The 25,594-nt window shown below is 44.3% G+C and carries 24 protein-coding genes; 8 read left to right on the plus strand and 16 right to left on the minus strand.

The features are described 5' to 3' along the window. Nucleotides 1–98: 98 nt before the first annotated feature. Nucleotides 99–1,136, minus strand: coding sequence for a tetratricopeptide repeat protein (locus NFU07_RS08190; protein ID WP_251476587.1), 1,038 nt, complete (start codon nucleotides 1,134–1,136; stop codon nucleotides 99–101). Nucleotides 1,137–1,279: 143 nt separating this feature from the next. On the opposite strand from NFU07_RS08190, the gene NFU07_RS08195 reads away from it, so the two are divergent. After that, on the plus strand, nucleotides 1,280–1,555 hold the full coding sequence (locus tag NFU07_RS08195; protein ID WP_052649866.1) for a hypothetical protein: 276 nt from the start codon (nucleotides 1,280–1,282) through the stop codon (nucleotides 1,553–1,555). 20 nt (nucleotides 1,556–1,575) lie between these two features. Beyond that, the gene (locus NFU07_RS08200) at nucleotides 1,576–1,854 is read left to right on the plus strand and encodes a hypothetical protein (RefSeq protein ID WP_251476588.1); all 279 of its coding nucleotides are present in this window, start codon (nucleotides 1,576–1,578) and stop codon (nucleotides 1,852–1,854) included. Between the two features lie 16 nt (nucleotides 1,855–1,870). Here the strand turns inward: NFU07_RS08200 and NFU07_RS08205 are convergent, their stop codons facing one another. From NFU07_RS08205 to NFU07_RS08240, 8 genes are all read right to left on the minus strand, one after another. Next, nucleotides 1,871–2,008, minus strand: coding sequence for a hypothetical protein (locus NFU07_RS08205; RefSeq protein WP_251476589.1), 138 nt, complete (start codon nucleotides 2,006–2,008; stop codon nucleotides 1,871–1,873). A 96-nt stretch (nucleotides 2,009–2,104) separates the two neighbouring features. Continuing rightward, nucleotides 2,105–2,722: a hypothetical protein gene (locus tag NFU07_RS08210; protein ID WP_251476590.1), complete on the minus strand. Its 618-nt coding sequence runs from the start codon at nucleotides 2,720–2,722 to the stop codon at nucleotides 2,105–2,107. A 98-nt stretch (nucleotides 2,723–2,820) separates the two neighbouring features. After that, on the minus strand, nucleotides 2,821–3,792 hold the full coding sequence (locus tag NFU07_RS08215; protein WP_251476591.1) for an alpha/beta hydrolase: 972 nt from the start codon (nucleotides 3,790–3,792) through the stop codon (nucleotides 2,821–2,823). A 117-nt stretch (nucleotides 3,793–3,909) separates the two neighbouring features. After that, nucleotides 3,910–5,148, minus strand: coding sequence for a sensor histidine kinase (locus NFU07_RS08220; RefSeq protein WP_251476593.1), 1,239 nt, complete (start codon nucleotides 5,146–5,148; stop codon nucleotides 3,910–3,912). Then, nucleotides 5,145–5,834: a response regulator transcription factor gene (locus NFU07_RS08225; protein ID WP_251476595.1), complete on the minus strand. Its 690-nt coding sequence runs from the start codon at nucleotides 5,832–5,834 to the stop codon at nucleotides 5,145–5,147. Before NFU07_RS08225 ends, NFU07_RS08220 begins: the two co-directional genes overlap by 4 nt. Before the next feature lie 223 nt (nucleotides 5,835–6,057). Further along, complete coding sequence (locus NFU07_RS08230; protein ID WP_251476596.1) at nucleotides 6,058–8,646, minus strand: polynucleotide kinase-phosphatase; 2,589 nt, start codon at nucleotides 8,644–8,646, stop codon at nucleotides 6,058–6,060. Beyond that, complete coding sequence (locus NFU07_RS08235) at nucleotides 8,643–9,995, minus strand: 3' terminal RNA ribose 2'-O-methyltransferase Hen1 (protein WP_251476599.1); 1,353 nt, start codon at nucleotides 9,993–9,995, stop codon at nucleotides 8,643–8,645. Before NFU07_RS08235 ends, NFU07_RS08230 begins: the two co-directional genes overlap by 4 nt. Nucleotides 9,996–10,201: 206 nt before the next feature. Further along, nucleotides 10,202–12,136, minus strand: coding sequence for a fructose-1,6-bisphosphatase (locus NFU07_RS08240; protein ID WP_251476601.1), 1,935 nt, complete (start codon nucleotides 12,134–12,136; stop codon nucleotides 10,202–10,204). Between the two features lie 391 nt (nucleotides 12,137–12,527). On the opposite strand from NFU07_RS08240, the gene NFU07_RS08245 reads away from it, so the two are divergent. The 3 genes from NFU07_RS08245 to NFU07_RS08255 all read left to right on the plus strand — a co-directional run bounded on the left by NFU07_RS08245 (nucleotide 12,528) and on the right by NFU07_RS08255 (nucleotide 16,056). Next, on the plus strand, nucleotides 12,528–14,948 hold the full coding sequence (locus tag NFU07_RS08245) for a PAS domain S-box protein (RefSeq protein ID WP_251476603.1): 2,421 nt from the start codon (nucleotides 12,528–12,530) through the stop codon (nucleotides 14,946–14,948). A gap of 375 nt (nucleotides 14,949–15,323) precedes the next feature. Next, nucleotides 15,324–15,557, plus strand: a complete 234-nt coding sequence (locus NFU07_RS08250) for a hypothetical protein (protein ID WP_251476606.1) — start codon at nucleotides 15,324–15,326, stop codon at nucleotides 15,555–15,557. Between the two features lie 187 nt (nucleotides 15,558–15,744). Further along, the gene (locus tag NFU07_RS08255) at nucleotides 15,745–16,056 is read left to right on the plus strand and encodes a hypothetical protein (protein WP_251476608.1); all 312 of its coding nucleotides are present in this window, start codon (nucleotides 15,745–15,747) and stop codon (nucleotides 16,054–16,056) included. A 63-nt stretch (nucleotides 16,057–16,119) separates the two neighbouring features. Here NFU07_RS08255 and NFU07_RS08260 read toward each other — a convergent pair whose 3' ends face one another. The 4 genes from NFU07_RS08260 to NFU07_RS08275 form a co-directional block, all read right to left on the minus strand. Further along, nucleotides 16,120–18,540 (minus strand): heavy metal translocating P-type ATPase, encoded by a 2,421-nt coding sequence (locus NFU07_RS08260; RefSeq protein ID WP_251476611.1) that lies wholly within the window; start codon nucleotides 18,538–18,540, stop codon nucleotides 16,120–16,122. A 71-nt stretch (nucleotides 18,541–18,611) separates the two neighbouring features. Continuing rightward, nucleotides 18,612–18,815 (minus strand): copper chaperone CopZ, encoded by a 204-nt coding sequence (copZ, locus tag NFU07_RS08265; RefSeq protein ID WP_052649851.1) that lies wholly within the window; start codon nucleotides 18,813–18,815, stop codon nucleotides 18,612–18,614. 74 nt (nucleotides 18,816–18,889) lie between these two features. Further along, nucleotides 18,890–19,177 (minus strand): metal-sensitive transcriptional regulator, encoded by a 288-nt coding sequence (locus NFU07_RS08270; protein ID WP_052649850.1) that lies wholly within the window; start codon nucleotides 19,175–19,177, stop codon nucleotides 18,890–18,892. A gap of 84 nt (nucleotides 19,178–19,261) precedes the next feature. Beyond that, a complete protein-coding gene (locus NFU07_RS08275; RefSeq protein ID WP_483879663.1) occupies nucleotides 19,262–19,792 on the minus strand; it encodes a YdhK family protein in 531 nt (176 codons plus the stop codon). A 242-nt stretch (nucleotides 19,793–20,034) separates the two neighbouring features. Here NFU07_RS08275 and NFU07_RS08280 point away from each other — a divergent pair, with 242 nt between their 5' ends. Then, nucleotides 20,035–20,727: a CPBP family intramembrane glutamic endopeptidase gene (locus NFU07_RS08280; RefSeq protein WP_251476615.1), complete on the plus strand. Its 693-nt coding sequence runs from the start codon at nucleotides 20,035–20,037 to the stop codon at nucleotides 20,725–20,727. 44 nt (nucleotides 20,728–20,771) lie between these two features. On the opposite strand, the gene NFU07_RS08285 is transcribed toward NFU07_RS08280, so the two are convergent. Genes NFU07_RS08285 through NFU07_RS08295 form a run of 3 tightly spaced genes read right to left on the minus strand, consistent with a single transcriptional unit; the run spans nucleotide 20,772 to nucleotide 23,795 of the window. Beyond that, on the minus strand, nucleotides 20,772–21,509 hold the full coding sequence (locus NFU07_RS08285; protein ID WP_251476616.1) for a MerR family transcriptional regulator: 738 nt from the start codon (nucleotides 21,507–21,509) through the stop codon (nucleotides 20,772–20,774). Nucleotides 21,510–21,546: 37 nt separating this feature from the next. Continuing rightward, entirely contained in the window at nucleotides 21,547–22,773 is a 1,227-nt protein-coding gene (locus tag NFU07_RS08290) for an MFS transporter (protein WP_251476618.1), read from the minus strand. Between the two features lie 26 nt (nucleotides 22,774–22,799). After that, nucleotides 22,800–23,795, minus strand: a complete 996-nt coding sequence (locus NFU07_RS08295; RefSeq protein WP_251476621.1) for an ROK family transcriptional regulator — start codon at nucleotides 23,793–23,795, stop codon at nucleotides 22,800–22,802. A 232-nt stretch (nucleotides 23,796–24,027) separates the two neighbouring features. Here NFU07_RS08295 and cyoE point away from each other — a divergent pair, with 232 nt between their 5' ends. Beyond that, a complete protein-coding gene (gene cyoE / locus NFU07_RS08300) occupies nucleotides 24,028–24,927 on the plus strand; it encodes a heme o synthase (protein ID WP_251476623.1) in 900 nt (299 codons plus the stop codon). A gap of 120 nt (nucleotides 24,928–25,047) precedes the next feature. After that, on the plus strand, nucleotides 25,048–25,575 hold the full coding sequence (locus NFU07_RS08305; protein WP_251476625.1) for a TetR/AcrR family transcriptional regulator: 528 nt from the start codon (nucleotides 25,048–25,050) through the stop codon (nucleotides 25,573–25,575). Nucleotides 25,576–25,594 lie beyond the last annotated feature (19 nt).

Genomic DNA, 25,594 nt, shown 5'->3' on the forward strand with positions numbered 1-25,594 from the left:
ATCTCCCGCCTCTCTTTTTCGGCTTTTCTTAAACACCTCTCTCACATTTTCCTTCTTTTATCCAGCTCCAAATTTTACCACGGACTATAGGAAGAATTTTATCCAATTTCATTAAGGAAATCTTCGAATGGCGGGAGCTTTTTCTTTACTTGCCGGTACGGCATAAGAATGTCTTTCCTAAATTGCTGAAATAGGGTCGGGTCCATCTCCGGGAAATCTTGTTCCAATCCAAGTTTGCTTCTTCCATCAATGGCACTAAGAGCAGCCACAGCATAAACCGTCATGACCGGAAATTCCTGCTCGAGAGCAGTGTAATTTGAATAAAAAGCAGCGATATAGCCATTGAGTTCGAAATAGGGCTTATCCGGACGAAATCCTCCGGTGTATTTCCGCTCGTGCTGCGGCATAAAAGAAGTGGCACTTCCGGTCTCCCAAATGCCAGCCATCATGGAGAATGCCGCAAATGCTGCACGCTGGGTTTGATCATCCGAATCGGCAAAATGCAGATCATAGCGATGAAATTCGAATGTCCAAGCTCCATGGAAATACGTGGGTTCAAAAACCTTCAGAACACCCTCCACTTTTTCTATAAGTGATTTCTCCTTTTCTGAAGCTTTGATTTCGTCACCAAAAGGCCCCTTAAGGATTCCTATAATATCCGGCGCATTCAAATTGCTGCCAAGATAACTGATTGCCCGTTGATTCAAGAGAATTTCCGGTTTCCTCGTTGAGCTTAGGAGCGCCTCGACCATCCAACGCATCGCTTCTTCTGAGTCCCCAAAATCATATTGAGTGAATGCATAGTGAATTTTAAGAAGGCTGTCATCTTGTACTTTAGACATGCCCGACATTAAAATGTGTTCGGCTTCTTCAAGACACCCTTGTAACCGGTAAAGAGAACCGATCTGTCCATATGCATTCACCGCTTGGGGTTCTGGCAGTCCGAGTTTTAGCGCTAGTTTATAGGAAGAAATCGCTTCATCGTCTTTCGCCAGGATGTCGCAGCTCCAGGCATACTCATAGCGCAGCAATGCATTTTCCGGATCCACCGATATCATTTCTTCAAGAATGTGGTGGGATTCGAACAGCTTGCCCTCTCTTCGCAAATTTAAAGCGTGATTCAGAGAATTTTCCATTTCGCTCATTCCCTCTTTTGGTTTTCTTTCTTATAAGCATTGAAAAGGCAAGCGTTTCATTATTCTGGAAATAAATCCAGAATAGTCAAACTTCTTATAGTATTTCCCTCTCGTTGCGATAGAATTAGCTTAGGAGGTGGCGGATGAAGAAATTTTTGCTTTCTGTTTTAGGCGGGCTCTTAATAGGCGGCGTGCTGTCTTTCTTTTTGTGGGATTACAGCGCCCCAACGTTTGAAGTGATTAATGACAATGGAGAAAACTATTCCATCACAGAAATGGATTTTGATTTTGTGTTTAATGCGTCTTTACTGATTCTCGCTTTTTCAGTTCTTCTTTACGTGATCTGGATCCTTGTCGATAAAAAGAAAGACGAGAAATTTTTAGCGGAGTATGAGCGGGATAAAAAATCCGGTCATTAGATGCATAAGGAGGGATTTTGATGGAGCTTTTGGTTTTAGCCGTCTATATCGCTTTGTTGAGCTTTGCGGCAAAACTGTTTGCCGGGAACAAATCGCACAGGTGGATTCATGCTGGCTATCTCACGGCATTCTTGCTGCCGATTCCTGTCTGGTTCCTTTTTATGAACATTGCGGCAAGCGTAACGGGTGGCGGGATTAGCGCAAGCATAGGCGGTTTCGTGCATGCCGCAGCTACGGTAATTACAGGTTTTGTCTTTTTGTACATTGGCTACACTTCTAAAAAAGTTCAACACACATGACATGAACTATGCAGCCTCATTTTTGAAGTTCTTCCATAAATAACAGAAGTATAAAGCCTCCTACTGTTACAAATCCGAAAATCAGCCAGATCAGCAGGAGTCCGGATACACCCAGAAATATTTTTTCAAACCATTTGCTGTTTAACCATTTCATCTTCCCACCTCGCTTCACCGGAATTCTTATTCATTAATGAAACGAAGAAAACCGATAAAAGTTCCAGCCAAAACAAAAAGCCGCCATAGGCAGCTTTTATTTTTTGTTGAGTTTATTCAATTCGTCTTCAAGCCCGTTCAAGTCCGTAAATTCGATGACGCTGATCTTTCCGGGCTGCGGCAAACTCGCTTTTCCTCGGTAATTGAAGACGGAAGATTGTTTGTGCGGATTTGTGTAAGTCACTTCGAAAGTGAAATTATACGATTTGGTTCTTTTCATATTCTGTTTGATTTTGATATTGGACACTTTCAAATTGAAATCGCCTGGATACATGCTTGCCATGAACGCATCTCCTGTATAAGTGAACACGTCATAGCCTTTTTCAGTGAAATAAGGTGCATAGGTTTTTTCCGTATAAGCCAATAAATTCAAGTTGGTTGGTGATTTCAGATATTCCTGGTACTGCTCTTCCGTCAACTCTTTCGAGAGTTCTTTCATCGCTGCATTCCAAAGTTCGCGGTACTTTTTGTCCGGTCCGTTGAATTCTTTTTCGATGACCGTTTGAATGGCTGTCCGGTTATCGAGCTTCACTTCCGCCGCTTGCACGTTTTCTGTAAACCCTTTCGGCAAGCCTCCCAACATCAATAGGCATGCCGCCACCAGCAGCATCACGTTTCTTGCTTTTTTCAAAAACCCCTTTTTCTTTCTCTCCATCTTTCTTCCTCCTCATTCACTCTTTTCTTTCAAAAGAGCTGTTACCCGAATAGACGGATGACTTGGAAAAAAGAATCGTTTTTTTAAAACTTTTTATTTTATTTCAAGAAACGGTCGAGGAATGCGAAAACGGCATCCAGGTTGTCGTCAGATTGGAACGGTTCGCCGCCATGGACGGCATCTTCAAACAGGCTGAACTCCACTTTGTCTTCCCCTAAGGTCTTCGTCAGTTCTTCTGCAAAATCAATGGATTGCTGGACGGGCACGTTCGGATCGGCTGAACCGTGCTGAATCAGGAAAGCCGGATCGTTTTCCGTAATGTACGTTTCAGGATTTGCTTTTTCAGCCGCTTCCGCTTTATCGGCAAGGCTGCCGCCTAAAAATTTGCTTTCAGGTGAATCGGCGGCGCTGCGATCGCCGATTTTCGGTGCAATTCCCGAACCTTCAAACTGTTCATCAATTTTAAGGAAGTCGATCTGCCCGTACCAATCAACCACTGCCTGCACATCTGAAGAATAGCTGGCATTTGCCATGTTCTTGCTTTCCAATGCATTATCGTCCCCGCTAGTTCCTGCGAGCGCTGCTAAATGACCGCCGGCACTGCTGCCCCATGCGGCGATTTTATCAGGATCCAAATTGTATTCTTCAGCATTCGCTTTTAAATAACGGATGGCTGCTTTTACGTCGCTGATGGCTGCGGGAAACAAGGACTCGCCTGACAGGCGGTAATTGACTGCTGCCACCGCATACCCGCGATTCACACCTTCTAACATGGGTTCAATGTCTTTTCCGGTTTTATCCCCTTGCATAAAGCCGCCGCCGTGAATGGCTACGATCACCGGGAACGGACCTTCTCCTTCATTTGGCAAATAGAGGTCGAGCTTTTGCGTTTCCCAAGGACCGCCGTAGGCTACATCCAATTGTTTATTTTCAACGAACGAAGCATCAAGGGCTTCATTGGAAGTTTCACTGGCTTCTACTGCCACGTCGTCCACCGAATCGGGTGAACATCCCGCAAGCAGAGTTGCGAGAAAGAAGGATAAGAGGATGGCTGCAGCTGATTTTTTCACGAATCAAACACTCCTTTTTGTTTTGTCGTTTTTTCTATAACCAAACCATAACAAAACAATGTGGCACAAAAATGGCAGAAAAACGATACAAAACGCACGTTTTTCTGCCGATTGCTTTTATGCTCTTTTTAACGTGATCGTAAAAGTGGTGCCGGAACCGAGCTTGCTATCCACTTTGATTTTTTCGCCCAGCTGTTCCATGATTTCTTGTGCGATGGCAAGGCCAAGGCCGCTGCCAACGCTTGTATGGGACAAATCTTCTTTATTGAAGCGCCCAAAAACTTGCGGAAGGATCTCTTTTGAAATGCCGGGCCCGTTATCCGATACGATAATCTCCGCTTTTCTCCCGGTTGTTTTCGCATCGATGGTCACTTGGCCATGGGGCGGCGTGAATTTAAACGCATTGTCCAATAGAATCATCAGCACCTGGACAATCCGATCTTTATTGGAATAGACAGCCGGAAGGTTTTTGGCTTCCTCGGTAATGCGGAACCGCAGTTCCATATCGTCTGCCAATATTTCAAAAGGTTCGGTAGCTTCCTGGAGCACTTCGTTGGCATCTACCACCGATTTTGTGAAAGCCGCCCGTTTATGCTGGAGCCTTGAAAGTTCCAGTAAATCCGCGATGAGCTTTTCGAGGCGCGCGCTTTCCCTCAAAATGATGCTGTAGTACTGGTCCACTTTCTGAGGGTCCGTCACGACATGATCGGCTAACGTTTCCGTCAGAGCTTTGATGGAAGCAAGCGGCGTTTTCAGCTCGTGGCTGATGTTCGCTACATAGTCTTTGCGCATTTGCTCCAATTCGTTTTTCTGCCGGATGAACGTCCAAAGGAAGGCCAGAATGATGATTGTCCCAACTGCCAAGGTTACGAAGAAAACCAAATAGAACCCGTTTAGCGCCGCCTGGTAGGCACGGGCTTCCTTCAACAGATAAATGCCTCCGGTTACTTCACCGCCTTCGGCAAGCGGCTGCCCAATGATGATCGCTTGTGAAGAAAAGCCCGGCACTTCCCGAATCTCCGTTTCCGTTTTCCCGCTGATGACTTTTGGCAAATGTGAAATGAGTTTGTCGTTCACTTGTTCGTCTTCAGCTGCCGGCGGAACCGATCCATCCTTGTAAACATCGATTTCCTTGCCGTAAACGTCATAGGCTTTGATAAGAAAATCATCGGTCCTGCTGATTTTTTCGCCTTTTACTACTTCTTCCCCGACCAGGGAAAGCGACGGCTGAAGTTCTTCAAATTTGGATTCGATGAAATAATGCTTGATCGCGAAAGCACCGAGCAATTGGCCGGAGATGAAAATGGCTAAGATGACAAAGGCGATCCACAGGTTACTGGAAAACAACCGCTTCATAAGTTTGCCTCGAATTTATAGCCGACCCCGTAAATCGATTTAATGGAAAAGTCCGGGGAAACGGCCGCAACTTTTTGGCGGATGCGCTTGATCATCGTATCGACGGTGCGGGTATCGCCCAAGTAATCATAGCCCCATACTTTATACAACAGCTCTTCCCGGTTCACGACCGTCCCGGCATTTCGGAGCAGAAACGCCAATAATTCTGTTTCTTTGGCGGTCAATTCCACTAGCTTCCCATTCACGCGCACCTCGTAGCCTTCCACATCGATTGAAAGATTGCCGCCCGTTAAACGCTGCGAACTTTCTTTTTTCGGCTGCACCCGCTTTAGGATGGTTTTGATGCGCACCACCACTTCCCGAGGCGAAAAAGGTTTGGTGATGTAATCATCAGCCCCGATTTCCAGCCCAATAATCCGGTCGATTTCCTCACTTCGCGCACTCAGCATCAGAATCGGAATGTCGCTCGTCTTACGGATTTCCTTGCATACCTCCGTACCGAAAATTCCCGGCATCATAATGTCCAGCACCACTAAGTCAAACGGATTTTCCGCTAAGAGCTGAAGTGCCTGTTCCCCGTCATATGCAGAAACACTGTCCATTCCTTCGGCCTGCAGATAAGCATTGAGGCTCTCATGGACAGCAATATTATCATCACAAATCAACACCATTATGCGTGGATCCATCACCATACATCCTCCATTCGTCAAAATTGCTTTCACTGAATTTTATCCAAAGCCTTTATCTTCTATGTTTCCATACAATCAACTATAAATCAATCTTGTCACTTTTTTGCTTTTTTTAGAGTGTATGAAAAAAAGGAACCTCGAGATGAAGTTCCTTTCGACTTATAGATAATAAATTGATTTGATGAACTTGAAACGTTTTCTACTTCTTTAAGCCATTTTGTTATAATCTCGGGTCTACAGGATCAGATTCTAAAGCAAGTGCCCCTAATACACATTCGTGGACCCGTTCAATCGTTTCCCCGTTTACATAGCGACTGATTCCCTCTATCCCCAAAGTAAATTCTTTTAAGGCTAGTTTCTGCTTTTTGCCGGTGTTTCGGTTTTTCAATCTTATTAAATTAGCCGGTTCTAAATAATCCATGCCGTAAATGATTTTCAAATAGCGGCTGCCCCTTACCTTAATAGCCGGCTGCAACAGCTTCCCTTTCTGCCTGGTTATATAGAACTCCGGTTTGATAATAATGCCTTCATGGCCGTCTTCCGTTATTTCTTTCCACCAGTCAATCACTTCCGCTTCACTGGCTTCATCGGAAATCATTTTGTATTCCGTCTCCACAAACAAATTAGAATGGCTGGCCAAATGCCGGTTCATTTCCATATGCCAAGTATGCGGCTTGTCGAAGAATGTCCGGTTACTGTGGGCAAGGATATGGAAAGGCGCAATTTGAATGGCCTCTACTGAATCGACATCCCAGCAATATTTTTGAAAAACGTCATTGAAATCTTGCGCATTTCCAAGTTTTTGTTCGTACTCCTCCAACCAATGCTGCAGTTCTGTGTTGCTTTTCGCAGCTGCAGCCAGCTTGTCTCTCAAAAACGTCCGGTCTAATAAGGCGTTCTCTGCTACATGCGCGTACTGGCTGCTGATTAATTCTTTGGCTTTTAAATTCCACGGCATGATTTCGGCATCCAATAGAACAAACTCAGTTTCTTTCTCTTCAAAATAGTTCATCCGCTTTAAATCCTCGTTAATCTGTCTCAACAATTGCGCTTCCGTTTCGCGGTCGAAAAAGCGCTTTCCGGTTCTCGTATGGATTGTCCCTAAAGAACGGATACCGGTATGCTTTTCGGAAGCTTCCTCGTCTTTGAATAAAAACAGAATAGCGCGGCTGCCCATATGTTTCTTTTCTGCAATCATGGTATGGATTCCATTTGCTCTGAAATACTCGATTGCTTCTTTTGGATGCTCCAAATAGTTTTCCATCGCAGAAGGATTTGGTGTTGGACTCATTGTTGGCGGAATGTAAACCAATTGCTCGATCGGAACCGTAAAATGCGAAACTGTATCAATTGCCGGTTTCACCAGTTCTGGCGGAATCCGCACTTCCCCCAACTCTTCCGTCAAAACTGAATAACCTTTCAGGAATTTGGCAATATCGGGAGGATTCAATCGATTCTTTTCCCATTCTATAAGCGGATTATCAGGATGTCCGGAGTAATCCCGCTTTGCCTCGACTGCTGCAAATTCCCTTTCTGGGTATCGATATGCCGTTAATTGACCACCGAAAACAACTCCTTGGTCGATATTGATCGTCTGATTGACCAAAAGCGGCTTCGGTTTCGGGTCATGCCCCCAGACAACCAATACACTTTTGTGATGGCCGATTGTCCAGTCTTTCCGGACTGGCCGCCCATTTTCTCGGGATCCGTCGGAATCTCCATAACGGCAGAAGTCACTGATGGTTTGGGATTGTTTGCCGATAAATTCATCTTTTATGCCTGCATGTGTGACGATTACCACCGGTACGCCGTTTTTCTGAAAGACGTAATGGGAGGGAGCATTTAAAAGAAAGTCTTTTAATTGCTGTTTTATTTCCTGAAGCTTTTCAATTCCCACTTTTTGTTCGTATACACGGAATTCTTCTTCCACTTTTTCATCCCCATGGCTCAATACGACCTGACGCCCATCCAGCCACCGGGCAATCTTCCAGCCATGATTGCTGTCAACCATCAGCGCAAGTCCTTTTTGGACATGCTGATAAAAGAACATCATTGTCTTAAGCGACTCAGGCCCTCGACTCATTACATCACCGACGGAAACGAACCGGCGGCCTTCGGGGTGTATGTAAAACCCTTCTGAATTTTCTTCATACCCAAGTTTGGTTAACAGCTCTATTAGCTCCTCGTAGCATCCGTGAATATCGCCAATCACATCGATGCCTTTATCGATATCCAGTTCAATCGGGTTTGTTCTCCGGAAGAATTCAACTTCTTCTTCCTTCAGTGTATGAACGGCTGTAAAGCCTTCTTTTTTAATAAAACGCTTTTCATTTCTGAAGATCTGGTACTGCTGCTTAATCCGACGCTTTCCTCGCGGGTTGTCGCGTACTTCATCGCGGGCAGTTAGAATGCGTTCATTTACATCAAAGACGATTGCTTGAATGGGCACATGATTTTCTTTCGCTAGTTCAATGTATCTTTTACGGTCCTCAGAACGAAGGTGCGTTGCATCGACAAAAACCAGTTTATTTAAGCGGCATCTCGCTTTAATCACGTTGTCCATCAAGGTAAATGCCTCTTTTGACAGCTCCTGATATTCATCCATCAAACCATTCGCTTCATCTTGCGGCCGGTTTTTCCAGTCAATGAATTCCAGATCGCCAACCCTCATACGGAAGTCATCAGAACTGACCACTTCAGATGGCAGAACAGCCTTTTCCTCAATTTGTCTTTTTAGGAACGTAGATTTTCCACTGTTGGACGGACCAATCAGCAAAACGATTCCTGCATGCGGCAAGCCAATTCTCATCCTGCATTCACCTTCCTTCTAAATAGGCACATTTGCGTCGGCGCTCCCTGCTCCTGGTGTTCTTCGCCAATTCCTGTAAATTCAAGTTCATAGATTCCTTTCGTATTGCGTTCAGCACACCAGCTGCGAAATTCCGCCCGTGTCCATTCAAACCGATGGTCATCATGGCGGAAATGCTCGGCCATATCATAGATTTCATTGTATTCACGGTTAGGAGTCGTGACAATCAAGGATTTCGGGCTGTATAAATGAAGAAGTGTATCAAATACTTTCGGAAGCCGCATTTCATCAATATGCTCAATCACTTCGCATAGAATCATCAAATCTTTATCTTTTAAACGTTCATCGTAATAGAACAAAGAACCCCATAAGGTTTCCGGCTCAACGAAAGCTTCTTGGCCTTTCGCTTTTTCAAAACGTTTTTTCGCTTTGATAATTTCAACTTCAGAGGGCTCAACTGCAAGAACTTCTCTGACCCCGCTGACAAACCCTAATTTGACAGCCAGTTTCCCTTCGCCTGAACCAAAGTCCACGACCGTTTTGGGGTGCAGCGTTTCTGCAGTTTCTGCAATTTTTTCATACCGCAATTCATTTAACCGTGATTTTTTCACAGGTTCCGCTTTCGGAGCTTCTGCAGTGGTATTTTCAACGAGACTGTATACTTCCTTAAAGCGCAGGGCTCGGCGGTATATCACTTCTCTCAGGGGGTGCTTTTCCAGCCATCCTTCGCCGTACCTCTCCAGCTTTTCAATCTCCTTCTCGTCAATGAAATAATGTTTGTAGTCGTCGATTACTGGAATCAGGACAAATAAATGACGCAAGGAATTTTGTAAAGTTTGGATTCCCGCCAAAGAAATCATGCGTACTTGGCTGCTTTCTTTTAAACGAAAGGAATAGTGAAGCTCCGGTTGGGTAATTTCCACTCCATAGCCCAGCGGTTCGAACAATTCTCTTAGTTGGCGGTCTGAAAGCGTTGAATTTACTGGCCCGAGTTCGAGCGTAAAGGCGAAGGGATGCTCCACCCATTCCATCTGTTCTTCTTTAGGCTGGCCATTTAAAGCAGTCCCCAACGCAGAACGGATTAAGGATAAAAAGATGCTGCTCGCTGCAAATTCCCGGTCGTTTATATAATGGGTGATGTCATACGAATTTGTTTTATTTTGAATCAGTCCAATCGGGTCCGGCGTGACAAAAATTGTTGCCTCCAGTTCATCTTCTGTGAACTTGCTATAGAAAAAGCGCACTAAGTGGCCTTTTTGATTTCTTTCATATAGATTGTTTGGATTTTTAGACAACAGATGAGAAATCGACTTCACATTTTCACCCGTTGCACGAATCGTCAATTGCATAATAAATCCCCCATCTCTCACTTCATATAAGATAAAACCAATATATCATATTAGCTGGAAATGATTTTATCGATGTCCATTTAATTCCACTCATTTTTTTACTTTTTAAACATGCTCTCATTATTTCAATTATATAAAACGAAAAAAGCCAGAAAAAAACCAATTTGAGGTTTCCTCCTGACTTCATTCGTTGGCTGCACTGTAAATCAGTCCATATACCGATGTTCTCTTAAACTGTTCAAGCTTTCAATTTGCTGGAGCAATCCTTCACCGATATTCGTTTCGCGGACCACTTTCCGTTCAAGTTCTTCATCCACGAGACGCTTTACTGATAAGACATCTGTCTCTTTCGATAACACTTCTTCTTTCGAGTTGAACAATTGATGGGCGACGAGCTGCATGCCGTAAGAATTATACAGCAGCGTGTAGCCGGCAATCCCTGTTGTTGACTGGTAGGCTTTTGAGAATCCTCCGTCGATGACAAGCATCTTGCCGTTCGCTTTGACCGGATCTTCTCCGTCCCGCTCTTTGACCGGGGTATGCCCATTGATGATGCGGCCCTGGTCTGGATTCAAATCAAATTCCTCAAGCATGCGGCGGCATACATTTTCGTCTTCGCGCAAGTAATAGTACGGATTTTTGCGTTCTTTATGCGTCTCTTTATCTTTGATGAAATAACGTTCGAACGTCGTCATTTCGCGTTTTCCAAAAAGCGAGGAGTTTTCGCCTGTCCACAGATACCAAATCATGTCGGTCGCAAAGTCATCCGTTTCTTCCGGATGTGCAAATGCATGGCGCATATAGCGTTCGAATACATCCAAGAGTTCACGTCCTGCATAGGTCTTGCCTTCGATTTCCATCGCTTTCATGCTGCCGTCTTCGTCCAAGGGAATACATCCGTGGATCAGCAGGTTGCCGTTGTATTTCAAATAAAGGCTGCCTTTTTTCATGAGGAATTTCATATGGCGCGCCAATTTCTCCGACTGCTGGATTGAAAATAGCAATTTGTCGATCACCTGCTGCTCTTCTTCCAATAATTCATCCGGTTTTTCCGGATTGATGGTCGCAAAACATGTATTTTCAAGGGGATAAGTTTTTCCATGGATGGTCGCTTCGTTTTTCTCATAATCCACTTTTTCTAATAGAAGACGGTCTTCCATGTGAAAGCACGGGCGGCGCTTGATGATCGGCGCTTCCAATTTAAACTGGATGATTGAAATCGCTTGATGGATTTTGGTAATCTGCAGCTGTTCCTGTTCGGTCAAGTTCTCACCGGAGATGCGCTTCGGACGGAATACCGGATTGTCCTCGTAATACTTCTCCGCCAGATTCAAAAGCGGCCGTAAATTGATGCCGTAGACATCTTCGATAATATCGAGGTTGTTGTAGCGCGCGCAGATGCGGATGATGTTCGCCAAGCAGACTTTCGATCCGGCAAAAGCACCGATCCATAATGCATCATGATTCCCCCACTGGATATCGACGGAATGGTAGTCGATGAGCGTATCCATAATCTTATGCGGATCCGGGCCCCGGTCATAAATGTCGCCTACGACATGAAGATGATCCACTACCAGCCGCTGTGTCGTGTAGGCAAGGCCGATAATCAATTTATCGGCTTGGCCTAGGGAGATGATGCGTTCTAAAATTTTGTCATAATAATCTTTTTTATTTTTAAATTCATCGGTTTTATATAATAATTCTTCAATAATATAAACAAATTGCTTCGGCAAGGCTTTACGGATTTTGGAACGGGTATACTTCGAAGAAGCATAGGAAATAAGTTTCAGCATTCGCTCGATAACTTCAATGTACCAGTCCCGCAACTCCTGTTTGCTGCTGAAAGCGCTCTTGATCATTTGCAGCTTTTCTTCCGGGTAATAAACCAAAGTCGCAAACTCGTTCAGCTCTTTTTCCTGCATTTCGTTTTTGAAAAGGTCGCGGATCTTCACTTTCACGTTGCCGGAACCGTTGCGCAATACGTGCTGGAATGCTTGATATTCGCCATGCAAGTCACTGACGAAATGTTCCGTTCCTTTTGGCAAATCAAGTATGGCTTCAAGATTGATGATTTCGGTGACGACTTTTTCTTCACTATCGTATTTTTGCGCCAGCAAATCCAAATACTTTAAATTTAACATCAGGAATCCCCCTTCAATTTTTCGTTCTGATGAATCTGAATCTGAGCTGTTCAGCAGAAATTCATTCTGTACGTCTATTTTAGCAGATATGGGACTGTCTTTAGTATATGTGTTTGCTTAATTGGAGAATATTGTTTCTATTCTATGTACAATTAAAATAATTCAAAATTCCAGATTCGGTACTATCTTCTTTGGAAGCAACCCAGTAGAATAGTCACAATGGTAATTATATCCTTTTTATTTCAAACAATTAGAAAAGAATCGGTGAGTTTTTTTTGACGGTCATGTAAAATAAAGAAAGTTTGGAGAATGTAAGCCTTCTATTTTTGAAAATCGACTTTAGGATGATGAAGCTAGAAGGTTTTAATGAAGGGAGGGAGGGATAATTTATATGAAGGATTTATCAATGAAATTGGGGCAAGACATTTTGGCTTCTACCGCTCTTTTTGATGTTGTCAAAGACCCCGTATTCCTCATGGAAGAAGATAACGGTTCTTTTCGCTACCTCTATGTAAATCCCTCCGCTTTAGCACTTATGCCGACGCAGGATCTCATCGGAAAACGAATAGAAGACGTATTAAACGGAGAACAAAGCCAGAATATCAATAGCTATCACCAGGAAGTGATTACTGCTGGAAAATCTGTTGAATTTCTTGAAAAAGTGGATACAAAAGACGGGGAGTTTATCGGTGAAACTGTGCTTAATCCGATATTTTCCGCAGATGGGCAATGCCGCCATATCTTATCCATCATTCGGGATGTGACAGAACGGGAGTATAAGAAAAAAGACCTTCAAGCAACCCAAAAACAGATTGAAATTGAACGGAAACGGCTCGATTCCATCGTTGAAAATAATGCGAATGCCGTCTTCGAATTTGATGAGCAGAAAAAGTTCCTCCGCATCAATCAAAAAGTCACCGAAGTGACAGGGTTGACGGAAGAAGAGCTGATTGGCCATTCCGTTGTTGCCATGGTGGTGGAATCCTGTCTGGAAGATACGCTTTACCATTTTGACCAGGCTCTTCAAGGGCACGCCATTGACTTTGAGACTGCCATCTATAACAAAGACGGAGCCATCATTAATTTTTATGTAAATACCATTCCGATTGTTGTCGACGACGAAGTGATTGGGGTCTACATAATTGCAAAAGACATTACCGAACAGAAAAAAATGATGGGTCTGCTGCAGGAAAGTGAGCAGCGCTATAAATCCTTGTATGCCAATCACCCGCATGGCATTTTCACTTTTGACCGCCACGGTTTTTTAGAAAGTATTAATGCAGGCGCTGAAAACATAACGGGATATACAATCCAAGAGTTGAAAGACGGGTACTTTAAAACCGCCCTTATGCCTCCTGAAATGGATAAAGTGAAGCGACTTTTCTTTAAAACCGTCAAGACAAAGCAGCCACAGCGCTATGAACTGAGTTTCTTTCATAAAAACGGGCAGCTCATTGATTTACAGGCCATGAATATTCCGATCATCGTCAACGAAAGATTGGTGGGGATCCACGGAATTGCAACGGATATTACAGAAGTTAAACATGCCTATAACGCGCTGAATGAGACGAAAGAAAATCTCGAAGTCTTTTGGAATAATTCGGCTGACCCTATTTTCTTTATTGATATGAACGGAGATATTGTAAGAGTAAATCCAGCATTTGAAGAAACTTTCGGCTTTACGGAAGAAGAAATGGTGAACGGACAAGGCACCATCATTCCACCGTATATGCTAGAAGATCAACTTGCCATTGTGGAAAGGATTTCAAAAGGGGAAACGGTGAATTCCCATGATACCATCCGCATGACAAAGTCCGGGAAATCATTGAATATCATTTCTTCGTATTCGCCTGTCCGAAATGCAGACAAGGAAATTGTCGGAGCCACGATCATTTACAAAAATGTGACGGAATTGAAAAAAGCTGAAATCGAACTTCAAAAAAGTCAGGAAAAATACAAACTGATCACCGAAAGTACATTTGATATCATCACTTTGGTCGACCTTTCAGGGCAGATTGAGTATGTATCCCCTGCCTACGAACGGGTATCGGGTTTTGATAACGACTCGTTTATCGGTAAACCCTTTACGACAAATGTGCATCCGCAAGACCGGGCACTGTTGCTCAGTACTGTGACCTCCGTCATTGAAGGCGGAAAACCGGCAACGATTGAAGTCCGTTTCCTGAACCATGAAGGCCAATATATCTGGATGGAAGTTTCGCCAACCCCTGTTGTCGAAGATGGAAAAGTGAAGAAATTCTTCACGATTGCCCGCGACATTACAGAGCGCCGGAAACTCCAGGATAAAATTGCGAAAATGGCTTTTTATGACCATTTGACCGCCATCCCGAACCGGAGAACTTTTGACGAGCGGCTTGAAAAAGCGGTTCTGGAAGCGAATCAAACCGGCAAGAAGGCAGCCATTCTGATGCTTGATGGACGCAAATTCAAAGAAATCAACGACCGTTTCGGACATGATGCTGGAGATGCCGTCATCAAAGAAATGGCTATGCGCCTGCAAGGTTCCATGAGGCCAGGCCAGACAGCTGCAAGGCTCGGTGGAGATGAAATGGGCGTCATCCTTCCGGCGATCGATTCTATGCTGGCCGCTGAAGATATGGCCAAACGGATCATCCAGTCCTTTGAAGCCCCGCTTAGCTATAATGGTGTCGATATTCAAATCGGTGCCGGCATTGGCATTGCCATTTATCCAGACCACGCGACGACTGAAAAACAATTGATTAAACGCGCTGACATGGCTTTGTATGAAGCGAAAAAATCGAATCGCAACGAATACCGCTTCTATCGTTAAAGACAGCCTTTTCTACAAATGAAGAAGCCGGTGAAAATTAGCATTTTTCGCCGGCTTTTTTCAATATCTTAGGTTATTTTCTACTTTTCCGCTGCCTGTCAATAGAAGCGGAATTTTCTTTTTCTCCCCTTTTTTGTTCGATCAACTTCAATTGGATTTTCAATAAACTTGGAAAAGGGAGTCCCAGCACAGCATTCAACCTTCTCTCTAAAAATCAGCAATACAATTATTGATAACTACAATTATTTCATTGCTGTATCATTTTTGTATTTCGCCGATCGAAAGAAAATAAGGTGTTATACTGAGAACAAAAGCATAGCTTTGGATTCTCCAGACTTTTTTTAGTCAATTTCCGATGCGAAAGGAGAATGCCTTATGAAAAAAGAAAGTATCCGCGCTCTTTTAGAAACGATTTGCGAATACAATAATGTTCGAATCACTCAAACGTTTACAAAAGATGACGTAGATCAGATTCTTGTAAAATGTGTACCCAATACCCAAATACTTGAACTGACTTACTTGCACACCGGAACCATTGAACAATATCAATCGGTGATAGAGGCGGCAGAGGTTATCCACCAAGCGCTCTATTCTTCTATAACTGCTTAATCATTCGTTTAGACGATACTCATAGAACAGAAAAATCCGTGCCGAAAGCCAGCACGGATTTTTCATTTGATAAAATATAGGTGAATTGACCTTCGAAAAATAATTTTCACTAGTGATTAATATCCAAACGAAAAGGGAAACTATAAATAAAAGAAAAGGCAGATACAAAGAGAGGATCTGGATAACTATGCCGACACGAGATGAAAATCATGACACGAAAGTGAGCCGCGTGATTGATGCCCTTGCCCTCAACCAGGAACAAGATGTAAGATCTAAAATTATTGATACCAGCTTGTATTCGGTTTTTCTGATATCTTCAAGTGGCTCGCGTAATGAGTCTTGCCAAGCCCTATTGGTTGAGCATCTCCCTGCGAAAGAACCGGAAGCCTTTGTTTTGCCTCTGGAGATTAAGACCTCCGCTACAAAGACAGAAATCCTGAAAAAAGTCGCTGCCGCTGTAGAAACACATTTCATAGAACCGAATCATGCGGTTTACTAACTTTTTATCTTAAGCAAAAGCCGAAAGCATTTTTATATGCTTTCGGCTTTTTTTCGTAAAGATTTAGTTTTTGCCTAATTTTACCCGCTGCAGGCGCAATGAATTTAAAACGACAGATACGGAACTGAAAGCCATTGCGGCGCCTGCTACCCAAGGAGCCAGCAAGCCAATCGCAGCAATCGGAATCCCTACTGTGTTATAAGCAAATGCCCAAAATAGGTTTTGTTTGATATTGCGCATTGTCTTCCGGCTCATGAGAATCGCTTCGGCAATGCTATTCAAGTCGCCGCGGATCAGCGTGATATCTGCCGCTTCCATCGCTACGTCCGTACCGGTGCCGATTGCCATCCCGATATCGGCTGTGGCCAGTGCCGGTGCATCATTGATGCCGTCGCCGACCATCGCCACTTTTTTGCCTTCGAGCTGCAGTTTTTTCACTTCGTCTGCTTTTCCTTCGGGCAGCACTTCTGCGATCACCGCATCGACACCGACTTGTTTGCCGATTGCCTGTGCGGTCCGTTCATTGTCACCGGTCATCATAATGACGCGGATGCCCATTTCCTGAAGGCGCTTGATGGCCCCTTTAGATGTGTCTTTAATGGTATCGGCTACAGCAACCAGCCCGGCATATTCTCCGTTAATGGCTGCAAGCATCGCTGTCTTGCCGCCGCTCTCCAAACTTTCCATTTGCGGCATTACCGCTGACACGTCAATACCATATTGCTCCATCAATTTCCGGGTGCCGACGAGCACGCCTTGCCCTGAAACTGTTGCTTGGATCCCGTAGCCCGGAACCGCTTCAAAATATTGCACCTGTCCAAGTTCAATGCCTTTTTCCTGAATTCCTTGAACAATAGCTTGTGCTAGCGGATGCTCGGATTGTTTTTCCGCTGCTCCAATGAGTGCCAGAAACTTTTCTTGCTCCTGTCCATCTGCAAGGAGAACATCCGTCAGTACCGGTTTCCCGTGCGTAACAGTGCCTGTTTTATCGACCACGACCGTATCGATGCTTTGCGTCTGTTCCAAATGTTCGCCGCCTTTAAAAAGGATGCCCATTTCGGCTGACCGGCCAGACCCTGCCATGATCGATGTTGGGGTCGCCAGTCCGAGCGCACATGGACAAGCGATTACAAGCACTGCAATCAACACTTCAAGTGCTGGCGTAAAATTGCCCGGCTCCACCCAGATAAACCACACGAGGAAAGTCAGAATCGCAATGCCGACGACGATTGGCACGAAAATGCCCGAAATCTTATCGGCCATTCGCTGAATCGGCGCTTTGGTTCCTTGCGCATCTTCTACCACTTTAATGATTTGCGCGAGTGCGGTATCCCGTCCTACTTTAGTGGCTTTCATTTTAATGGATCCATTGCTGTTGATCGTTGAACCGTATAAAGCGTCGCCTTCGGTTTTATCGACCGGCAGGCTTTCTCCAGTCAGCATTGATTCATCCACCGCTGTCGACCCTTCCAGCACTTCTCCGTCAACCGGAATTTTTTCTCCCGGCTTCACGAAAATCGTATCGCCGATGACAACTTCTTCTAACAAAACTTCCCGTTCTTCGCCGCCGCGCAAAACCATTGCCGTTTTCGCCTGGAGTCCCATCAGTTTTTTGATGGCTTCTGAAGAGCGGCCTTTCGCTTTTGCTTCAAAGAGCTTTCCAAGAATAATCAATGTAATTAAAACCGCACTTGTTTCAAAATACAATTGCGCCCCGTGATGCGTCCCTGCCATCACAATTGCCTGATAGACCGAATAGAAATAGGCTGCAGATGTTCCTAGCACCACAAGCACGTCCATATTGGCACTGCCATTGCGTAAGGCTTTATAAGCTCCCACATAGAATTGTTTCCCGATGATAAACTGAACCGGAGTTGCCAGCAGCATTTGCACCCATGGATTCATCAGAAATTCCGGAACATAGAGAAACGACGTAAATGAAAAATGGCCGACCATTGTCCAGAGTAAGGGCAAAGATAAAATAGCTGAGATGATAAATTTCCGCTTCTGGTCCTGGATCGCCTTTTCGCGGTAATCAATTTGTTCGTGGTCTTCCTGTTTTTGATGAGCACCGTACCCTAATTTCTCTACCTTTTTGATGATATCGCCAATCGCCAGTTCAGACGGATTGAATTCAATTGTCGCTCTTTCAAGCGCTAAGTTGACGTTGGCTGATGCTACTCCGTCAAGTCGGCTAATGCCTTTTTCGATACGGGTCGCACAAGCTGCGCACGTCATGCCCGTAATATCAAATTCCGCTTTCTGTTTCACGATGCCATAGCCGAGCGCATCAATTTTCTTTTCAAAATCCGCTTCGCTAAGCTTTGATGGATCGTATTGGATAGACGATTTTTCAAGCGCTAAATTGACATTGGCTTTTTCGACGCCATCCATTCGGCTAATGCCTTTTTCAATGCGGGTCGCACAAGCTGCACAAGTCATGCCCGTAATCTGGAAATTTGCTTGCTTAGATTCTACTGCCATCGTCAGTCCTCCTCTCTTATACTACCAGGGGGTATATTTTCATTAAAAACAAAGAGTGCTGAAAAGCACTCTTATACGACGTCATATCCCTGATCTTCGATTGTTTCCTGGATTTTATCCAATGAAGTTTGGCTGTTATCGAACGCAACTGCCACTTCTCCTTTTTCAAGGTCCACTTTTACAGATGAAACGCCTTGCAGCTCTCCTACACTTGATTCCACTGCATTCACGCAATGCGCGCAAGACATGCCTTCAACTTTTAATGTTTCATTCATTTGATATTCCTCCTAATGATTGATTTCCTTCAACTTACCATACCCCTAAAGGGTATACAATGATTTTGCTTTGATTACTTCGTCATCGTCTTCATAACATCCATCAATTCATTGATCGCTTCTTCGCCTTTGTTTTCTTTGATGGCTTTTGATACGCAGTGATGTGTATGATCTTCCAGCAACGCAAGTGACACTTTGTTCATCGCAGACTGAATGGCGCTTACTTGATGAAGAATATCTACGCAATAACGGTCGTTTTCCACCATTTGATGGACTCCCCGTACTTGCCCTTCAATCCGCTTCAGCCGGTTCAAAAGCTGCTGTTTGTTTGGCTGCACTGTCGATTTGATTGTCTCTTCCATATAATGAACCTCCCGAATCATAATACCCTATACCCGTATTGTAGAGCAAATCCGTAAAAATGTCAAAAAAGCGGATTGTTGCTTTTATTCGGCTGAAAGCTCATTTTCGACGAGCCATTTGTGATTTTTTATTTCTTCATTGCCTGAAGCGGGAGTGAAATCCACCATATAGACCGTGGTTTTTTCGACAGATTCAATTATGGCTTCAGCACCTTGCATTCCTTCCATATGGCTCGCTTCGACCGTCACCGTGTCTCCTGCCTGAAAGGCTTCTTCTCCGGCATTTTCGATTTCTTCATGGATGATCCATTTATGGTTTTCGACTCGCTCTCCGCCATTTACAGGTGTATAGGAAATGGCATAGGCGATTGTGTCGAATGCACCCGCAACAGTTGCTTCGGCGCCTTGCATTCCTTCCATATGCTCTGTACTCATAAGAACGCTGCTGCCTTCTTCATACTTAGGGTTTAGGGCCTTTTCCAAGCCATCCGGCAGCTCCCCTGTACTTGAATGTTCCATATGCCCGTTCTCATGGTCCATCGTTTCCTGGTTCCCGCTTTCGTTGCCGGAACAGGCAGCTAATGCAATGGCAATAGCCAACATGAGACCATACATGAGAAGATTTGAGAATTTCAAGGTGATCGTCTCCTTTGCTGTTTGATAACGAGATGAAAAGTTTGGCTGCCCGCGCTATTAAAGAACCTTTCGTTGCTTCACCAATAATATACAATACCCCCCTATAGTATGTAAAGTGTTTTGGCCAATTAATAGCTATTTTTAAAAAAACGCTTGCAGGTGACCTTACGTCACCCGCTACGCTGAGAGTAAGAAGATAAATTTTGGAGGGAAATTAACCAATGAAAATGAATGTAAAAATGAATCTCTGGAGTTGGAAAGAACTGCTGTACGTATTGTTTCTAACTTTAATCGCTGTACCTATTGTTATTGAATACGGACTTTTCCATTACTTACTTGGCTTTTTTGAAAATGAATTATACGCAGGCACTGCCACCGGATTTGCCATGTCCCTCATCTTTTTGGGCGGACTGTATTTGATCGTTCTGAAGCCAAATCATCAATCTTGGAAAGCGCTCGGCGTGCAATCTTTTGCGATTAAGCATTGGAAGTTTATCCTTTGGTGGACTGTTATTTTAATTGTTGCCAGTATATTAATTGTCGTCGGCATGTCCTTCCTTGGCATCGGAACAGCTAACAGCAAAACGGAAAGCCTGCAGTCGCAGATGACGCTTCTAAATTTCGCGATTGCCTTTGTTTCGGCTGCGATCATCTCGCCTGTTTATGAAGAGATTTTCTATCGGGGGTTCCTTTATCGCTTTTTCAGCAGCCGCTTCGGCATCATTGGTGGACTCTTAATCAGTTCAACCATTTTCACGATTGTCCACATTCCAACCTATAATACCTTGCCTGTGAATTTTGTTTCCGGACTTATTTTTGCTTGGGCTTTCCAAAAAACCGGTTCAGTCATCCCTGGCATCATCATACATGGTGCTTTCAATGGACTGGCTGTCATCCTGACTTCATTCGCCTAAAAGTAAAACCCTTCGAGGCAAGAATGATTCTTGCCTCGAAGGGTTTATTTTTTTGCCGCCTTTTCCAAAAACTCAATGACTGCCGAATCAATGGGATACAAACCTAATTGTTCGGATGCTTCAGCTGATTTTCGGACTTCCCAGAAATCATCCGCCAACTGGAGATCATTTCCGAACGTTTCCGCTGAAAGAAAATCCATGTCTTCCACAATTAACTGTGCCTCCACGGACTCAGGAGAAACACCACTCGCCAGACAAAGCTCAATCCGTTTGATGAGGTTGATCCATTTTTTTGTCGAAACATCCGCGCTTTCAAGTTTTGGCAACGCCTGTTTCAACTGGCCTTGCTGCGCTTCAGAAAAATACCGGTTCCAATCCTTATCCTTTTTAGACTTCGCTACCAGTTCAATCAGGTCTTCCCAGTGAAGCGCCCCTTCCAAATCCAGTACATTCAGCAGCGATTGCGTATGGTCCATTGAAAGCTGAAGGCGTTCCATCTCTTCTGCCAGCAACGCTTTATGGGCAGTTAATACTGCAGACAGTGATTGTTCCGAAAGAACTTTCCGACTGTCTTCAAGCGATAAGTCCAGCGATTTGAGCAGCAGGATTTTTTCCAGATCCAAAATTTCCGCATCCGAATAATACCGCTTGCCGCCCGCTTCTTTTTTTGCCGGCTGCACAAGCCCAATCTGATCGTAATAGCGGATGGTGCGGACAGAAACTGCTAATCGTTTTGCCAGTTCGCCTGTTGAAACGTAAACTGTGTCTTTTTCTGTTTCCAATCCTTTTCCCCCTAGATTTTCATCGTCATTAATACTATCACGTTACAGAAGAGTTTATTTTTCCCTGCAATTCTTTTTTGTTTTTCATCAATGTATTCAGCCTTTCCGCTCCTAAAAACATTGCTGCGATCAAAACTGTCACGAAAATCGGGAAAATGCCGAGTGTCGTATAAGCTGCGAGCGCCCCAAGCAATGGCGGGATAAACGTGCTGCCGGTATAAGCGAAAGCCATTTGATACCCCATAATCGACTGGGCATGCTCTTTGCCAAAACGTGCCGGCGTTTCATGCAGCATGCACGGAAAAATCGGCGCGAGGCCTAAACCGACCAGGATAAATCCAGCCAGTGAAATTCCGATCGACAAAGGCAGCACGAGCAGTAAAGCGCCGGTTAGCGCGATTAATTGGCCCATTCGGATTAAGGTTCGGTTATTGACACGGAACGTCACAAATCCGGTGATGAATCGGCCTACCGTGATTCCGCCAAAGTAAAATGAAACCCAGCGTGCTGCCGTGTCGACTTCAAGCCCTTTCATCTCAACGAGGAAACTGCCGCCCCATAAGCCCATTGTGGCTTCAGCACCGCAATAAAACAAAAATGTGGCCAAAGCGAATTTCACGCCTTTGATCCGGAGCGGCTTTGTTTCTTTAAGCTTTTTTTTCTCTACAGGCAATGCGTCCTCTTTTGTCTGTTTTTCTAGAACCGGTTTGGGCTTTTCGTTTTTCTTCCATAAAGGAAGGGCAAAAAACAGAATCACCACTAAAGCGAATTGAATGCAGGCAATGATCAAATATCCGTTTCTCCAGGACCGTTCGCCCGCTAATGAAAAGGCGAGAATAATCGGGCCAAGCGTAGCCCCGACTCCCCAGAAACTATGAAGCCAGCTCATATGATGGGCTTTATAGTTTTCCGCTACATAATGATTTAAGCCGGCATCAATTGATCCGGCACCTAAACCAAGCGGGATGGCAAAAAGGAATAGCCAGAAAAGCGAAGGCGAAAAAGAAAAGCCGAGCAAGGCCGCAGCCGTCATCAAACAACTTGCGAAGGCGATTTTTCCCGTGCCGAAACGTTTCAGCAGCGTACCGCTCACTAAGCTTGAAAGAATGGTGCCTCCTGCAATGACCATAAACAAAAACCCGGCTGTTTCGAGCGGCGCGCCGAATGCAGGCTGCATAGCAGGCCAAGCAGCCCCAAGAAGTGAATCCGGCAAGCCAAGGCTGATAAATGCTAAATAGATGATGATCAGAAACAATACAGCCACGGGCAGTCCCTCCATTTATCAACAGTTCAATTTTGGTTGAGCATCAAACGAAGCCCAAGACTTTCGAGTCCGTGCAAATAATCTTGTTTCCAGTCACTGCTTATAAGCTCCGGCAAATGTTCGGGAGGGATAAACTGCGAACTGGCTTCGGTAATTTCTTTTAATTCACTTTGAGAAATGTCTTCATGGCTGAAAATTATTTGATGGGGATTAAGGATGGCTGAAATCGAAGCTACCATGCGTCCTAATGCATCATTTTGGTTTTTCAGCTTCAAGGCCTGCCAGAAGTTCGCTTGGTCATATTGCGGAATCAACGAAATTTCCCCTGAAAAAAATGTGCTTCCGCGCACTACATCACCATTCACCATAATTCCAGCACCCGGACCATTCTCTCCTAAATAGATGTAGACTAGCGATTGCTCAGCTGTCATTCCTTGATGGCGATGGTAGCCGACCACTGCTGCATTCATGTCATTTTCAATTGCTGCCGGCATTGAAAAGCGCTTCTCAAGATGCGTTTTCAAATCGAAGTCTTGCAGCTGGCCGTAATCCGGTATGTAAATGACCCGTCCATTGTTGACCGCTCCAGGGACCCCTATCGAAAGCGAGCTGATTTTGGGGCGTTTTTCCAAACGAGCGGTGATAAGAGCTTCCAATAATTCAATGCTGTTCCCTGTAAGAACGCTTGCTTCTGTTCCCTGCTCTTTTACTTCTCCGGCACAATTAAATAGGACATAATGCGTTGCAGACTTTTCTAAGAAAATAGCCAGTCCCAAGCTATATTCAGGATTGTAAGCATAGCGCTTCGCTCTTCTTCCGCCGCTTGAATCGTCTTGGCCAAGTTCTAAAACTTCGCCTTCTTTCTCCATTTGTCCAAGGAATTTACTGATAGTCGGAAAACTGATATCCAACGCTTCGCTCAGCTCTGCTTTCGTGGCGCTTCCAAGTTCCAAAAGGGTTGAGCGAATGCTTGTCGAAATTGTCTGCTTTATGGATTTTGGTGTTGTTATCAAGTCACCCATTCAATTTCCCGCTCCATTCCCCCAACTTATTAAACTTCTTTAATAAGTTTTTTTATTACTTTATCACCCGACTGGCCGGAAAACAATGGCTTTTTTTATCGTTTGTGACTTTTTGAACAGAAACTTGTCTTTGAATAATGAAAGTTATAAGACAAAAAGCGAAAAGGATGGAAATTCAGCATCGGCTAGGTTAAAGTAATCTTCGTAGCTATAAGAGGAGATATTATAAATAATGAAAAAGCAATCACAGAAAACATTATGGGCTCAAGTCGTGAAAACCGGAATCATCAAATCGAATCTGATTCCAATGGTGGCAGGATTGATGCTCGCTTTATACACATACGAGTACAGCTTTATCGATCATATCGGCGACATTGTTCTGGCCTTTATCGGAACGGCTCTTATCATCGGTGCCTCTGGTTCTTTCAATAATATATACGACCGGGATATCGACGCTGTGATGGCCCGCACAAAAGGGCGTCCAACTGTAACCGGCACCATTTCCATTAAGAAAGTTGCCATCGTCGCTAGCCTATTGCTTGTAATTGGCTTGACGCTATTGTATTTCACTTCTCCATTAGCCGCTTTCCTTGGCTTTTTAGGGGTATTTTTCTATGTCGTCCCTTATACGATGTGGACAAAGCGCCATACGATCTGGAATACGGAAGTAGGAAGCATCTCCGGAGCAATGCCGCCTTTAATCGGCTGGGCTGCCGTTGCACCCGACATTTGGCACCCAGCATGCTGGGCATTGTTTTTGATCATGGTCATTTGGCAAATGCCGCATTTCTACGCGATTGCCATCCGCAAACATGATGACTATGCTGCTGCGAAAATTCCTATGCTCCCTGTCGCAAAAGGGGCAAAACGCACTTTCCTGCAAAGCAATATCTATTTGGTTTTGCTGGTGCTATCGAGCTTCCTGTTTCTGCCGCTCAGCTTGGGGCTGACTCTGGTTTCCTTGCTGTTAGGTTTGATTTGGCTGGGCCTCAGCCTGTTCGGCTCACGCAAAATGAAGGTAAAAGATTGGGCAAACAAGATGTTCCTATTTTCTCTTATCCATATGATGGTTATTTTCTCTACAGTCATCATCTACGCTTCTATCGGGCTGGTTCTAGCTTCTCTTTCATGAATATCAAACTAAAAAAGCAGGGATTCCGTAAAGCCGGAACCCTGCTTTTTCATTGTGAAAGATCTCAAAACGTGTTAGTTTTAGAGTGACCGTTATATCTATATCTTAAAGGAGAATTTTATGAGCTCAAAAAAAGAAGATTTGCTGGTTGCTGCAGAAAAACTTTTTTACCGCCACGGATTTCATGCAATCGGATTAAAAGCCATTGTCCAAGAAGCCGGCATCGCTCTTATGACGCTATATAACCATTTTGATTCGAAAGAGGCGTTGATTTTAGAGGTTTTGAATAGAAGAGAACAAACCTATTTTGATTTATTGGAGCAAACAGTAAAAACCGGATCAGGCTCCGTCGAACAGGAGTTGGCCGCCGCCCATTTAACTTGGCTGAAGAACCATGCTTCCAACGGCTGCATGTTTTTACGCGCGAAAGAAGAGTTCGGAAGCGAGGAATCTTCAATAATAGCGCAAACCGTGAAAAACCATAAAGAAAATATGCTTCGTTTTTTCCAAGCCCATGGACTCTCGCATGCTGAAGCTCTTCGGCTTTCGCTCTTGTTCGAAGGAAGTACGGCTCTCGCAGAAACCACTTCGATTCAGGAAGTTGAAGATACATTAACTGCACTAGTTAACCATCTAAAAGTAAGCTAAGCTCTTACTTTTTCAAAAA

This window comes from Planococcus sp. NCCP-2050, from assembly GCF_023708025.1.
Taxonomy (GTDB): domain Bacteria; phylum Bacillota; class Bacilli; order Bacillales_A; family Planococcaceae; genus Planococcus.